13 protein-coding genes are annotated in these 14,404 nt (G+C 60.7%); 7 read left to right on the forward strand and 6 right to left on the reverse strand.

Features of this window, described 5'->3' with window-relative positions; genetic code table 11:
• From mtrB to secA, 5 genes are all read left to right on the forward strand, one after another.
• Entirely contained in the window at positions 1–1,704 is a 1,704-nt protein-coding gene (mtrB, locus tag ACED88_RS02470; protein ID WP_449108622.1) for an MtrAB system histidine kinase MtrB, read from the forward strand.
• The gene (locus ACED88_RS02475; protein WP_449108623.1) at positions 1,694–3,388 is read left to right on the forward strand and encodes a GerMN domain-containing protein; all 1,695 of its coding nucleotides are present in this window, start codon (positions 1,694–1,696) and stop codon (positions 3,386–3,388) included. The genes mtrB and ACED88_RS02475 overlap by 11 nt, the downstream gene beginning before the upstream one ends.
• A 67-nt stretch (positions 3,389–3,455) precedes the next feature.
• Positions 3,456–4,271 carry a ComF family protein gene (locus tag ACED88_RS02480; protein WP_449108624.1) on the forward strand — a complete coding sequence of 272 codons (816 nt, stop codon included), beginning with the start codon at positions 3,456–3,458 and terminating at the stop codon, positions 4,269–4,271.
• A 172-nt stretch (positions 4,272–4,443) separates the two neighbouring features.
• Complete coding sequence (hpf, locus tag ACED88_RS02485) at positions 4,444–5,091, forward strand: ribosome hibernation-promoting factor, HPF/YfiA family (RefSeq protein WP_449108625.1); 648 nt, start codon at positions 4,444–4,446, stop codon at positions 5,089–5,091.
• A 246-nt stretch (positions 5,092–5,337) separates the two neighbouring features.
• Positions 5,338–7,989 (forward strand): preprotein translocase subunit SecA, encoded by a 2,652-nt coding sequence (gene secA / locus ACED88_RS02490; RefSeq protein ID WP_449108626.1) that lies wholly within the window; start codon positions 5,338–5,340, stop codon positions 7,987–7,989.
• A 107-nt stretch (positions 7,990–8,096) separates the two neighbouring features.
• Here the strand turns inward: secA and hisN are convergent, their stop codons facing one another.
• From hisN to ACED88_RS02510, 4 genes are all read right to left on the reverse strand, one after another.
• Positions 8,097–8,891 (reverse strand): histidinol-phosphatase, encoded by a 795-nt coding sequence (gene hisN, locus ACED88_RS02495; RefSeq protein WP_449108627.1) that lies wholly within the window; start codon positions 8,889–8,891, stop codon positions 8,097–8,099.
• An 18-nt stretch (positions 8,892–8,909) separates the two neighbouring features.
• Positions 8,910–9,998 carry a ribosome small subunit-dependent GTPase A gene (gene rsgA, locus ACED88_RS02500; protein WP_449108628.1) on the reverse strand — a complete coding sequence of 363 codons (1,089 nt, stop codon included), beginning with the start codon at positions 9,996–9,998 and terminating at the stop codon, positions 8,910–8,912.
• Positions 9,998–11,365 carry a 3-phosphoshikimate 1-carboxyvinyltransferase gene (gene aroA, locus ACED88_RS02505; protein ID WP_449108629.1) on the reverse strand — a complete coding sequence of 456 codons (1,368 nt, stop codon included), beginning with the start codon at positions 11,363–11,365 and terminating at the stop codon, positions 9,998–10,000. The genes rsgA and aroA overlap by 1 nt, the downstream gene beginning before the upstream one ends.
• Before the next feature lie 145 nt (positions 11,366–11,510).
• Entirely contained in the window at positions 11,511–12,041 is a 531-nt protein-coding gene (locus ACED88_RS02510) for a DoxX family protein (RefSeq protein ID WP_449108630.1), read from the reverse strand.
• Between the two features lie 372 nt (positions 12,042–12,413).
• Here ACED88_RS02510 and ACED88_RS02515 point away from each other — a divergent pair, with 372 nt between their 5' ends.
• Both ACED88_RS02515 and rsrA read left to right on the forward strand, forming a co-directional pair.
• Complete coding sequence (locus ACED88_RS02515) at positions 12,414–13,112, forward strand: sigma-70 family RNA polymerase sigma factor (RefSeq protein ID WP_237185835.1); 699 nt, start codon at positions 12,414–12,416, stop codon at positions 13,110–13,112.
• A gap of 14 nt (positions 13,113–13,126) precedes the next feature.
• Positions 13,127–13,405 carry a mycothiol system anti-sigma-R factor gene (gene rsrA / locus ACED88_RS02520; protein WP_449108631.1) on the forward strand — a complete coding sequence of 93 codons (279 nt, stop codon included), beginning with the start codon at positions 13,127–13,129 and terminating at the stop codon, positions 13,403–13,405.
• A 55-nt stretch (positions 13,406–13,460) separates the two neighbouring features.
• Here the strand turns inward: rsrA and ACED88_RS02525 are convergent, their stop codons facing one another.
• Positions 13,461–13,535: a 50S ribosomal protein bL37 gene (locus ACED88_RS02525; protein WP_371300742.1), complete on the reverse strand. Its 75-nt coding sequence runs from the start codon at positions 13,533–13,535 to the stop codon at positions 13,461–13,463.
• Between the two features lie 158 nt (positions 13,536–13,693).
• The gene (locus ACED88_RS02530) at positions 13,694–14,293 is read right to left on the reverse strand and encodes a GDSL-type esterase/lipase family protein (protein WP_449108632.1); all 600 of its coding nucleotides are present in this window, start codon (positions 14,291–14,293) and stop codon (positions 13,694–13,696) included.
• Positions 14,294–14,404: the final 111 nt, after the last annotated feature.

The following is a 14,404-nucleotide window of genomic DNA, read 5'->3' on the forward strand; positions in this document are numbered from 1 at the left end:
GTGGCTGGTACTTCATCTCGCGCGTCCGCTCGGACTACCGCCCCCGCAGGCCCCTCCCGGGCCTACGGGCCCCTGGCCAGCGCCCGCAGGCTCTGGCAGCAGTCCCTACAGTTTCGCGCTGTGGTGGCAGCGGCCGGCCTGCTGCTGGTTGCCTTCGTCTTTGTGGGCTCTTTTATCTCCCACCAGATTGCGAACTCCCTCTTCCGCGGCAACCTGGAACAGGCCCTCGAAGAGTCATCGGCCGGTTTTAGTAACGTGCAGACCCTTATCAATGGCTCTGACGCGACCGGCCGCACCGAGGTTCAACGCGATGTCTCTCGTTTCTTGACCGTGCTTGAGAGCAGTAGCGCCGATAGTAACCGCAACTGGGTGCTTATCAAGGACGTGAACGCCACCACCGATGGCTTTATTGTGGAGCAGGCCCAGAGCAGCGAGGTCACGGTCGGCGACGTGCCCGAAGCTCTAGCCCAGAGTGTGAGTGAAGGCACGGGCATATACTGGCAGTCCTCGAGTATTACCTCAGCGGACGGACGCCGCACCCCGGTTCTGGTGGTCGGCACTAGTATCTCTATACCCCAGAACCCCGACTACTCCCTGTACCTGATTTATGACCTGTCGACCTCGCAGGCGACCGTGCAGTACATCAACCTGGTGGTTTGGGTGGGCTTCGGCGTGCTTCTGGTCGTGGTGCTGACTATCGTGTGGATGATTGCCCGCTTCGTGATCCGCCCGATCAGTTCTACCGCTATCACCGCTGAGAAACTTGCAGCCGGTGACCTGGATCAGCGTGTGCTGGTACGCGGCCAGAATGAGACGGCGCGTCTGGGTATGTCTTTTAACCGTATGGCTGACTCCTTGCAGGACCAGATTTCTCGTCTTGAGAAGCTGTCGACCATGCAGCAGCGCTTTGTTTCTGACGTGTCGCACGAGCTGCGTACCCCGCTCACCACGGTGCGTATGGCAGCCGATATGCTGCACGATAACCGCGACAACATGGAGCCCCTCTACAAGCGCTCTACCGAGCTGCTCTATAACCAGGTGGACCGCTTCGATTCCCTGCTAGCCGACCTGCTCGAAATATCCCGCTTCGATGCCGGGTCTCAGACCCTCGATACGGTGTCGGTTGATTTTATGGCTGTGCTCGATGAGGTACTCAAGGCGGTTGAACCCCACCTGATGCGCACCAACACCAGTTTGACCGTGCACACCGACCACACCGAAATTATGGTCGATATGGACCACCGCCGTATCGAAAGAGTGCTACGCAACCTGCTGTTCAACGCCGTAGAGCATTCCGAGGGACAACCGATCGATGTGTACGTCGACGCCACCGAAACCACCCTGGGCGTGGCAGTACGCGACCACGGTATCGGCTTGAGCCCCGAAGAAACCGAGCAGGTCTTCAACCGCTTCTGGCGGGCTGACACCTCCCGCAAACGCACCCTGGGCGGCACCGGCCTGGGGCTCTCCATCGCCGCCGAGGACGTCCGCCTGCACCAGGGCACCCTCGAAGCCTGGGGAATCAAGGGGCAGGGAGCCAGCTTCCGCATGACCATCCCCATCGACCAGGACGTGCCCATGGGCCCCTCCCCGGTCCTGCTGAGCGGTGAACCCCTACCCCCGCCGTCCGCTCCGGATACCGGTGCCACCCCGACCGTGAACCCCGACGCCTCAACCCCCTCGGAGCCCACCGTTGAACCCTAACCTTTCCCGCCGGTCAGCTCTCGGCCTCGCCCTCAGCTCTCTTGCGACCCTCACCGCCTGCGCCGCCATACCCACCGACGGCGAAGTCAACCACTACGCCGACCCACAAGCTACGGGGAACACCTCTACCACCGGCAGCACACCGGAAGGACCCGCCCCCGGAGCCCGCCCTACCGACATCATCGAGGGCTTCTTACACGCGGGAGCTGGAGTGACCGACGACTACAGCGTAGCCAGACTGTACCTGACTGAAGACCTCGCCCAGTCGTGGAAGCCGGACGGACGCACCCTGGTGTACGACTCATCCTTCACCACGGCGTCCGTCAGCGACTCAACCTACCGTGTGACCGTGCCAGCTAGCACCCTGGTCGACAACCGGGGACTGGCTACCTCGTACACTACCGTGGCTGATACCGAGATGGAGTTCGCTCTACGGCAGGTGGATGGGGAATGGCGTATCTCATCCGCTCCCGACGGAACGGTGCTCAGCAGGGCCGAATTCGCGGACGTCTTCAACCCCTTCACCCTCTACTTCTACGACCCCACCTACACCTACGCGGTGCCCGATGTGCGCTGGTTCGCCGAACGCACCACGGTAGCTACCTCCCTGGTGAGGGTACTCCTTGAGGGGCCTGCCCCCTACCTCACCGGAGCCGTTGCCACCGCAGTACCTGCCGATACCAGCCTGACCCGGAACTCCGTACCCATCGATAACGGGGTGGCTGATATCCAGCTCTCCGGGGGATCCGCCCTCACCACAGCTAGCGCCCTGGAAACTGAGCGCCTGCGCACCCAGCTCACCCAAACCCTCACTACTCTTGCCTCGGTTACCACGGTTCAGCTCACCATCAACGATCAGATCGTGGCAGCCCCCACCCTCGAAAACTACCGGGAACCCGCAGTCAACCCTGAGGTTGCCAGCAACATCGTGGGTATTGAAGATAACCGCCTCATCGCACGGGCAGCCCTTGATGATACAGCCAGCCAGCAGACCATCGTTGAGACCTCTGCCCAGGCTCTCATTACCCTGCCCGCTATGAACTACACCCGTAACTACTACGCCTACACCAATACGGGGCAGAACGAGGTGTGGCTGGCTAATTCCAACGGCGCTCGCTCGGTCTATCGGGGCACCCACGTGTTGGCCCCCTGTTTTGACCACCAGAACTGGTTGTGGGTGGGGGAGCAGGACGGCTCCGTGCGGGTTATCGCCGCAGGCCAGGAAGATAGTAGCGCCCAGGGCGTCACCAGCTGGACGGACGGGGAACTCCTGCACAGTATTTCTATCGCCCGTGACGGTAGCCGAGCTGTGCTGGTGACGTCATCTGTTGACGGAAGTAACTACGGGGCCTGGGTATCTGCTATCCGCAGATCGGCAGACGGCACCCCCACTGAGCTCCTTGACCCCGTACGACTGGGGGCAGACATGAGCCCGCGAGGTGCAGAATGGGTCAGCGACGTTGAGGTCTTTCTCTGGAATAGCGATACCACCCAGACCGAGCTAGTTTCGTTGACCGGTGAAAATGCCCAGTACGATTCCCTGCAGGGCATTACCCGCATTGTTACGGGTAACGGTATCGACCAGGCAGTAGCTATGACCCGCGACGGTGGGCTCTATATCGTTGCGGGCCTGAGCTGGACCCGTATTGAAAGTAGTCTCAGCCAGATCAACTACTCTGGTTAGAAGATTGGTCCGGATAAGTTATCCCTATAGGTAGAGGCCCCACCGATGAGAGGGCCATGCTGGGGTGATGACGTCCACCCACCCGAACCGAGTATCACTACCCGATATTCTCACCAGCTGGAAACAGACCACCGAGCTCATCTTTCCCAGGGTCTGTGCCAGCTGTCAGACCTTCGGGCCAAGCATGCTGGGCGCTGGCGCCCTCTGCCCTCTCTGCGATCAGCTGGTGCGTCTGGCTACCCTCAACCTGCAGACCACAACCCTGCCGGGTACCCGGCTACCGGTGGTGTCTGCTGGCCGCTACGAGCACGAGCTGGGGCGTTGCGTCCTTGCCTATAAGGACGCCGGCCGCACCGACCTGAGCCCCTACCTCGCTTCGGCTCTGGCCCGGGCCCTCACCTGCCTGTTAGAGCTGAGCGAGGGTGAGCTGGAACCCGCGGAACCCATCTATCTGGTTCCCCTGCCATCGAGCAGAGCTTCTGCCCGACGGCGAGGCTACGCCCCCGCACCACTCCTGGCCCGTGCAGTGCTGCCCCTGTTGCGCTCCCCGGTGCCGGTCAAGGTGGCGGACGCGCTCGCCCAGGTTCCTGCCTGGGCGAGAGTATCGCCGGGGCAGCACAGAAGCAAAGCCCAAAAAACCCTGGGCGTCGAAGAACGCTACCGGCAGATGCAGGGGAAGCTGAGGGTTGGCAAACCAGCCCTGCATCAGCTGGGACGCTACTACAGCCTAGAAGGCGCTACCTGCCTACTGGTTGATGATGTCTTCACCACGGGGGCTTCTCTGCGTGAGGGGTACCGAGTGCTGTCACGCCAGGGAGCCAGAGTGCTAGGCGGGGCAACTATCGCGTATGTTCCCAAGCGGCAGCGGTATAACACAGAGTGAGGTGGCGCACCAAAAATCTTACTCTTTCCTGCGAAATGAACCGTAAAAGCCTTAAAAAAATGACTTAGGCCACAAAACGGCGTAGAGTTGCGTTAAGGAATCCACAAGACAGATTCCCCAATACCCGGCAGTCACAGGGTCGGGTATTCACCCCCTGAGAATGGAGGGAATTGTGGAACTCAACATCACCGGCCGCAACGTCAAAGTAAGTGAACGTCTGCAGGAACACGTTGAAAGTAAGATCACCAAGTTCGAAGCTCTAGGTGACAACGTAACTGACATCGAAGTCAAGTTCACCAAGGAAGGCCAAAACGGCCCCGCGGCTATCCGAGTGGAAATCACCGTTATCGGCCGTGGCCCTGTGCTCCGAGCAGAAGCAACCGGTCAAGATAAGTTCGCAGTTTTCGACGAAACCTATGGCAAGCTCCTAGAACGCCTCCGTCGCGCTCGTGACCGCCGCAAGACCCGTCGTGCAGGGGGCAAGCACCCCGTTTCGGTCTCAGAAGCAACCGGCTCACTGCCCGTTATCAGCGACCAGGTCTCCCTCACCGAAATTCAGACCGAAGACTTGCCCGTTGAAGAGGCGGCTTTCGCTGGAGAATACGACCTGCACGAAGAGGCAGATTCACCCATCGAAATCCGCCAGAAGACATTCCCCGCTGATTACCTGACCCCTGAAGAGGCCGTTGACCGTATGGAGCTGGTTGGCCACGACTTCTTCCTCTACGTCGATAAGGCAACCGGATCCCCCGCAGCGGTCTACCGCCGCAAGGGCTGGTCCTACGGTGTGATTACCCTGGGTGAGGAATCCGCCTCATAAAATAACCGCAAACTATTAGACCCCCTGCTCTTTCTACCGGCATTCGGTGGAGAAGAACTGGGGGTCTTCTTTGTGCTCACCCGGTGGTGGGGAGCGTCCTCTATTGAGTTTTTCCACCAAACGCTCTGCAGTTTCAAGCCCAGAGGTGAACGTTCCCAGCGCACCGGGGGACTAAACTAGAATAGAGTGAGCACGGTGGGCTCACCCTGCCCGCCCCCTATCAAACCAATCAAGGAGCAAACTTCAGTGGCATCTCTCTTGGAAAAGCTACTCCGCAGCGGAGACCAAAAAGTCCTCAAGCAGCTGCGTGCTTACACCGAAGCAGTGAACTCACTCGAAGACAGCTTTGTCGCTATGAGCGACGCCGAGCTACGCGCTGAGACCGACGCCTTCCGCAAGCGCGTTGAGGACGGCGAGTCACTGGACCTTCTGCTCCCCGAAGCTTTTGCTGTGGTCCGCGAAGCCTCAAAACGAACCCTGGGCAAGCGCCACTACGATGTGCAGCTCATGGGCGGCGCCGCCCTGCACCTGGGCAATATCGCCGAAATGAAAACCGGTGAGGGTAAGACCCTGGTCGCCACCGCCCCTGCCTACCTCAACGCCCTCTCCGGTAAGGGCGTGCACGTGGTCACCGTCAATGACTACCTGGCTGAGTACCAGGCTAACCTGATGGGCCGAGTCTTCCGTTTCCTGGGCATGGAGTCGGGCGTTATCCTGGCTAACCAGACCCCCGATGTGCGCCGTAAACAGTACGAAGCCGACATCACCTACGGTACCAACAATGAGTTCGGTTTCGACTACCTGCGTGACAACATGGCCTGGACCAAAGAGGAACAGGTACAGTGCGGGCACAACTTTGCCATCGTCGATGAGGTTGACTCTATTCTGATTGACGAGGCCCGTACCCCGCTGATTATTTCTGGCCCCGCCATGGGCGAAGCCAACCGCTGGTACGGCGAATTTGCCCGTATCGCCCGCACCCTGGTAGCCGGTGAAGACTACGAGGTCGATGAAAAGAAGCGCACCGTGGGTGTGCTCGAATCGGGTATCGATAAGGTTGAAGACCATCTGGGTATCGATAACCTCTACGAGTCACAGAACACCCCCCTGATTGGCTTCCTCAACAACGCTATTAAGGCCAAGGAACTCTTCAAGGGCAACAAGGACTACGTCGTAATGAACGGCGAAGTCATGATTGTCGATGAGCACACCGGCCGTATTCTGGCAGGTCGCCGCTACAATGACGGCATCCACCAGGCTATTGAGGCCAAGGAAGAGGTCGAGGTCAAGCCTGAAAACCAGACCATGGCGACCGTGACCCTGCAGAACTACTTCCGCATGTACAACAAGCTCTCGGGCATGACCGGTACCGCTGAGACCGAGGCCGCTGAGTTCATGAACACCTACGAGCTGGGTGTTGTGCCGATTCCGACCAACAAGGAAAAGCAGCGCATCGACCAGCCCGATAAGGTCTACAAGAACGAGATTGCCAAGTTCAACGCGGTGGTCAAAGATATCGAAGAGCGCCACGCTACCGGCCAGCCCGTTCTGGTAGGTACCACCAGCGTTGAGAAGTCTGAGTACCTCTCTAAGCTCCTATCGAAGGCGGGCGTCCGCCACGAAGTTCTGAACGCTAAGAATAACGCCCGTGAAGCTGCCATCGTCGCCCAGGCTGGCCGCAAGGGTGCCGTCACCGTAGCAACCAACATGGCAGGCCGCGGTACCGATATCATGCTCGGTGGCAACCCCGAGTTTGAGGCCGTTGAGACCATGAAGACCCTGGGTCTTGACCCCAATGAGAAGCCCGAAGAATACGAGGCTAAGTGGCCAGAGGTGCTCGCTGCGGCAGAGCAGGCCTCTGCTGCCGAGCACGAAGAAGTCAAAGAACTCGGCGGTCTCTACGTGCTGGGCACCGAGCGTCACGAATCCCGCCGCATCGATAACCAGCTGCGCGGACGTTCGGGCCGCCAGGGCGACCCCGGCGAGTCCCGCTTCTACCTGTCACTGTCTGACGACCTGATGCGTCTCTTCAACGGCCAGGCAGCTGCCCGCCTGATGGCAGGTGCCCCCGACGATACCGCCCTGGAAGCAAAGATTGTTTCCCGCGTCATCGCCAACGCCCAGGGCCAGGTTGAGGCCCGCAACGCTGAGCAGCGCAAAAACGTGCTCAAGTATGACGATGTGCTCAACCGCCAGCGCGAGGCCATGTACAAGGACCGCGCTCAGATTCTGGCAGGCGATGATCTCAAGGAACAGATTGAGAAGTTCCGCACCGAGGTTATTACGTCCGCTATCGATGCCCAGGTGGGCGAGGGCCACGCCGAAGACTGGGACTTTGAGAAGCTCTGGGAGAACCTGCGCACCATCTTCCCGGTTACCATTACCCCCGAAGACCTGGCTGAAGAAGCGGGCGACAAGACCAAGGTCACCCGCGACCAGATCGTCAAGGAAGTGCTGGCTGACGCTGAGATGCAGTACACCGAGCGCGAAGAGTCCGTGGGTGAGGACGCCATGCGCGAGATTGAGCGCCGCGTGGTGCTCTCGGTCATCGGTAAGCGCTGGCCTGAGCACCTCTACGAGATGGACTACCTCAAGGAAGGTATCGGCCTGCGCGCCATGGCCCAGCGTGACCCCCTGGTGGAATACCAGCGTGAGGGCTATGCCCTCTACCAGAGCATGATGGGCGGTATCCGTGAGGAGACCGTGTCGATGCTCTACAGCGTGGACCTGTCGAAGCAGCGCACCCAGCAGTCGAAGATTCAGCTGAAGATTCCTGCCCAGCCCAAGTTCCTGCAGTACTCAGCTCCCTCTGAGTCTGGTAAGACCGAGGTGCATACCGAGGCAGTGAACGACCGCAGCAATGAGCAGATTTCGATTCTGAACCAGCGCAAGAAGTAGCTCAGCAGAAGAAACTGCTCAGATTAAAGGCCCCGAATCCTTGATGTAGGATTCGGGGCCTTTGGTCTGAGTTGAAGCGTTTAGCCCGGTATCGTGAGAACCCGGCTTTAGAGGGTCTTGTCGGTCCCCAGGTAAGAAAGGACGGCCTCGTGCAGGTGGCCGTTGGTGGCTAGGGCGTTGCCACCATGGGGGCCGTCCGCCCCTGCCAGGGAGGTGAAGCGTCCGCCTGCTTCGGTCACGATGGGGACCAGGGCGGCCATATCGTAAAGGCCGAGTTCGGGTTCGGCGGCGGCATCGACGACGCCCTCTGCCACCATCATGTAGGACCAGAAGTCGCCGTAGGCTCGGGTGCGCCAGACGGTGTCGGTCAGGTCGATGAAGTTATCGCGCAGGCCCAAATCGCGCCAGCCGGTGAGGGAGGAGTAGGAGAGGGAGGCGTCCTCGAGCTGGGCGACAGATGAGACCGAAATGCGGGTAGCCTTGGCGAGGGAGCGGCCGGTGTAGGCGCCGGTGCCTTCGGCTGCCCACCAGCGGCGCTGGAGGGCGGGGGCAGAGACGACGCCGACGACGGGCTTGCCGTGGTCGAGCAGGGCGATGAGAGTAGCCCAGACGGGCACGCCGCGCACGAAGTTCTTGGTGCCGTCAATAGGGTCGATGACCCACTGGCGGGGGGAAGACCCGGTTTCCCCGAATTCTTCACCCAGCACTGAGTCACGGGTGCGGACGCGGGAGAGCTGGGAACGGATGAGCTGTTCGGCTTCGCGGTCGGCGTCGGTGACGGGGGTGAGGTCGGGTTTGGTATCGATGGCGAAATCGTGGGAGGTGAACTTGGCCAGGGTGAGGCGGTCTACCGCATCAGCCATGATGTGGGCCAGGCGCAGGTCGTCGGTGTAGTTAGTCATGGTCGTTTGCCTTGGGTTTTAGAGGTCTACGACGCCGAGTTCTTTCTCGGTGTCGCCGGTTTCTTCATCGACGCGCAGGAGCTTGCGCAGGGATTCGAGACGTTCGGGGCCTGCGGGGCCGGCCTGGCCCGCTTCGACGTAGGCGGTAAGACCGCAGTCGGGGGCGGACGCCGAGTGGGTACAGCCCTTGGGGCAGCTGGCTGAGCCAGGGGCAAGGTCGGTGAAGGAAGCAACCAGGGTTTCAGGTTCAACGTGGGCAAGTCCAAAAGAGCGGATACCGGGGGTATCGATAATCCAGGTGCCGGGGGCTGCCTTCTGGGGCTGGAGGGCCAGGGCTGAGGACGAGGTGTGGCGGCCGCGCCCGGTCACGGCATTCACGTGGCCGGTGGCGCGTTCTGCCCCGGTCAGGGCGTTGACCAGGGTTGATTTGCCCACACCGGAGTGGCCCAGAAGCACAGAGACCGAGCCGTCGAGATACTCAGAGAGCTGCTCAACTAGGGTGGTGTCGAGCCCCTCGGAGCCTTCCTCGCTGGGGGCGCGGCCGTCCTTGGACTTAGACAGCAAGATGGTGAGCTCGACGTCCCGGTAGTAGTCCAGCAGCCATGTAGGGTGTTTGAGGTCGGTCTTGGTGATGCAGAGAATGGGGGTGAGCCCAGCGTCGAAGGCGGCTGCTAGGGAGCGGTCGATAAAGCCGGTGCGGGGTTCGGGGTTTTCTGCGGCGACCACGATAACCAGGTTGTCGGCGTTGGCAACGACGACGCGCTCGACGGGATCGGTATCGTCAGCGCTACGGCGTAGCAGGTTGGTGCGCTCTTCGATCCGGACGAGGCGGGCTAGAGTATCGGGCTTGCCGCTGGTATCTCCCACGAGGGCAACCTTGTCGCCCACCACGATGGGGGAGCGGCGTAGCTCGCGGGCGCGTACGGCGGTGACGACCCGTTCGCTACTCTTGCCCTCATCGAGGATGGCGGTGTAGCGGCCCCTGTCTACGGTGATGATGCGGCCGATTTCGGCGTCCTTGTGGGCAGGGCGGTCCTTGGTGCGGGGGCGGGAGCCCTTCTTGTTGGGGCGGACGCGCACATCGCTTTCATCCCAGGAACGGCGCATTAGGCGGCACCTGCCTGCCACTGGTCCAGCATGTTCTGCCACAGCCCGGTGAAGTTGGGCAGGGTCTTGGAGGTGGTCTCGACGTTCTCAACCACGATGCCCGGTACCACCAGACCCATCACGGCAGCGGCGGTTGCCATGCGGTGGTCGGCATAGGTGCGCATGAGGGCCCCGTGAGCTACGGGGGCGGTGACGCGGATACCGTCCGCAGTTTCTTCGGCTGAACCGCCCAGGCGGTTAATCTCGGCGGTCAGGGCGGCAAGCCGGTCGGTTTCATGGCCGCGCAGGTGGGCAATACCGGAAAGGACGCTGGTTGCCGGCGAGAGAGCGGTGAGGGCAGCGACGGTGGGGGCTAGCTCACCGGCCTCGGCCAGATCGAGCTCAACACCCGGCAGACCGGACGCCGCGCCTCCGGCAGGGCCGGTGACGGTCAGGTTCCCGTCGGCCAGCTCTACCCGAGCCCCGAAGAGCGGAAGAATCTTCCGCCAGTGATCCCCACCCTGGGTAGTGGACTCGGGCCAGCGCGGAACCGTCACCGAGGCCCCGGTGGCTACCGCAGCAACCAGGAAGGGTCCAGCATTAGAAAGATCGGGCTCAACGGTAACCTCAAAGCCGGGGAAGCCACCGGGGGCAACGGTCCAAGTATCGGTGCCGTTGAAGTCGATGCTGATACCGAGCTCACGCATAGTCTCAACGGTCATCTCAATATGGGGCATCGAAGGCACCGGTCCACCCTCGTGCCGCAGCACCAGACCCCGCTCAAAACGGCAGGCAGCCAGCAGCAGGGCAGAGACAAACTGGGAAGAACCCGAAGCATCAATGGTCAGTTCGGGCACCTGCACCGAACCGGCAGAAACGACCGTGAAGGGCAGGGAGCCGCGACCGGCGTCCGCAACCTCAACGCCCAGGCCCCGCAGGGCCTCAATCACCGGCAGCATGGGGCGCACCCGCGCATGCTCATCGCCATCGAAATGGAAAGTACCGGGCAGCAGGGCAGCAACCGGGGGCACAAAACGCATCACAGTACCCGCCAATCCCACATCAATGGAGGCCTCACGGGCAACGGTCGCAGAAAAATCTAGGGGAGTCACCCGCAGATCAGGGCCAAAGGCACTACCGGTTTCAATCTCTTCAAAACGGGCACCCAGAGCAGTCAGCGCAGCCACCATCAGCTGCGAATCGCGCGAATGCAGGGGAGCATGAATCACCGAGGGGCTATCGGCTAAAGCCGCCAGCAGCAGGTAGCGATTGGTGAGCGACTTAGACCCGGGAATCTCCACCCGGGCATGGGCACCGCCGGGCACCGTAACGGTGGGCGCTAGCCAGTCTCCATCGGCAACTAGGGGCTGCTTGGTCGCATCAACCACAAATAAAACCTACTTCGGAATCAGTTATTACGGCGTACTCCCTCCCTATTTTAGGTGGGCGGGGCGGCAAACAAGAAAACCCCGCACCGGTTTGGTGCGGGGTTTATCGAAAGTTCGCGGGAGCTTACACCCGGTAGGGGCCAGCTTAGGCGAAGAGGTCCTCAACCTTTTTCTGGGCGTCAGAAGCAGCGTCCTGAACATCGGATGCCAGCTGATGGGACTTCTTAGCTACCTGATCACCCAGCTTGGAAGCGCGCCAGGCCAGTGAGGGGTTACCGTCGGTATCAACAGCTGAGATAGCAATAGCGCCCAGCAGGGAGCCATTGAGCACAGCAGCATTGCGGCGGGCAGTCTTCTCTTCCTTAGTCTCAGCCTCGGTAGCGCGATACTCAACGTAAGAGTTAATAGCACCGGTAGCCAGCAGGACGCTCGCAGAAAGACGGGGCAGCTTACCCAGGGCAAAGAGGGCACCGGCAGCTACCTGAGAGCCAGCCAAAGCCTGACCCACCAGCTTCTCCTGGCCACGCAGCACAGAAAGCTGAGGGGCAGAAGTCGCAGTCAGGTTAACCACCTTGGCCAGGTGCTTGGACGATTCGGGGTCACGCAGACGGTCAACACCCGAGATAATAAAGCTTGAAGCCAGCAGAGGGCGAGCAAAACGGCGAACCAATGACATGAGTTCCTCCTTCACGGGGTGCGAGGCCCCTTTGCGGTGTATCACAGATACCTAACACTACTAAGCATACATATAGACCGGCGGATTCAGCCACTTTATTGCACCACTAGCGCAAAATTACTCTGGTGCTGGGGAATAAACTCGCCTCTCTGTCGTTACACATGACGAGATTTGTTCAAGGTTTCGCAGGCTCACGCTCGCTGTCGACCCTCTCGCTGGTTCGCTAGCGCTCACAAGCGATTCACGCCAGCCCCGAGCCAACAGCTTCGCTGTGAGCCTGTTCAACCAGTACAGGCTTCGTTGTACTCGGCGCGTAGCTGCGTCCATTGGCAGGTACAGTAAGACAAAAGACCACAGCACACCTGGAGGGAAATGACAGCCACGCCCCCGGCCCCCAGCACTGAACCTGCGCCGACCACCGACGTCCTCGCCCCCGAAGGCAACGAACCCGATGTACGCTCCCGCGAAACCGACGCCGAGCGCAAAGCTCGTTTCGAACGAGAAGCCCTACTGTACGTAGACCAGCTCTACGCCGCCGCCCTGCGTATGGCCCGTAACCCGCAGGACGCCGAAGACCTCGTCCAAGAGGCCTACATGAAAGCCTTCTCCGCCTTCCACCAGTACAAGCCCGGAACCAACCTCAAAGCCTGGCTCTACCGGATCCTCACCAACACCTACATCAACGTCTACCGCAAACGCCAACGCGAGCCCTACCAGGCCAACACTGACACTGTCGAAGACTGGCAGCTAGCCCAGGCTGGAGCTCATGACTCCAAGGGCCTACCCTCTGCGGAGAACGAAGCCCTCGCCCACCTGCCCGACAGCGATATCAAAGAGGCTCTGCAGTCCATCCCCGAAGACTTCCGCATGGCCGTCTACTACTCCGATGTTGAAGGATTCTCCTACAAGGAAATCTCCGAGATCATGGACACCCCCATCGGCACCGTCATGTCCCGCCTGCACCGCGGCCGCAAACTGCTCAGAGACAAACTCACCGACTACGCCGCCGAACGCGGCATCAAAACCACGACCACCGGCAAGGCCGGCGCCCGCCAAACCGCTAGGGCCTAAGAAAGGAGCCACCAATGACCGCCGTACACAACCCGAGCCCTTCTACCCCCTGCGAAGAGCGCCTGGCCAAGATCTACACCTACATTGACGACCCGCTCAGCTGCCAGGACCTTGAAGAACTCCAAGCCCACCTGGCCGAATGTGAAACCTGCGCCAAGGAATACGACCTAGAGTGCATCATCCGCCAAGCAGTGCGCCGCACCTGCAAGGAAACCGCTCCCGTCGACCTCAAAAGCCGTATCCGCGCCTGCATCGACGACATCCATACCGAAGGGCACCCGGCAGCTAACTAGCCAATAACAAAGGGCCCCTGCTCGCTTCTGCGAGTAGGGGCCCTTGTCGATTGCCTTATGAGTTGGGGCGCTTACCGTGGTTAGCGCTACCCTTACGGCGATCCTTACGCTTGCGACCGCGCTTGCTCATGAGAGCCTCCTTGATCAAGGTGGAGTGCCCGTCAGGATAACGGAGCACAAATGGTCGATAGCACCTTAGAATAGGCACTTCTCACTATTTTCGCATACCTTGGCTAGCTTTGCACACCCCGGGTTGGTCACAGGGGCAGGTGCCAGCCAGGTACTTCCTTAAACGGGCTCTGAAATCTGAAGCCAGTTGTACCAGCCGCGGTGCAGAACCAGCCAGGCAATCAGGCCGTAGCCGGACTGACCGGGGTGGCCGTCGTTCGCTGCCAGGTCATTGCGCCACTGCTCATGGTGCAGCAGGGGGTTGAAGGTATCAACGTAGACGTGGTTACGGCGGGTCACCACATCGGCGTAGGCTGCCGACAGATCGGCAATCTTGCGGTTACGCTCAGCATCGAGAGTGGGCGGGGGGCCAACAACCAGAACCTTCACGTTGTTCTGGGAGGCCATATCGACCATGTTCGCCAGGTTCAGGCGGGAGCGGGCGCTGGTGAGGCCCAGGTCGATGTCGAAGGTTGAGGGGGCAATGACCAGGCGATTTTCGTGGCCCTGGGCAAAGCGACGGCTGGCTTCTTCAAACCAGCGAGCGTTGAGCTGTTCGCTGCCCTCACCGGGGGCTGCCAGATTATAGGCAGAGATAGAGGCAGAGGCCTGAGGGGTACGCGCCATAACGCGCCCGAACCACCCGAGGGTGCGGGGGTCCCCGACGCCTGCGAGCAGATCATCGCCAACGGCTACAAGTCGAATTTTTCGCTGATCCACGTGTTTCTTTCTACAAGGTTGAGGGGCGGTAAACCCCGCAACGTTGGTCTCGTTCGTTCTGTACCAGTCTAAACCCTGGAGCCCGCCAGTGCACGGTGGGCGCACCGCAAA

The sequence above is a fragment of the Rothia sp. 11273D007AR genome (assembly GCF_053547255.1).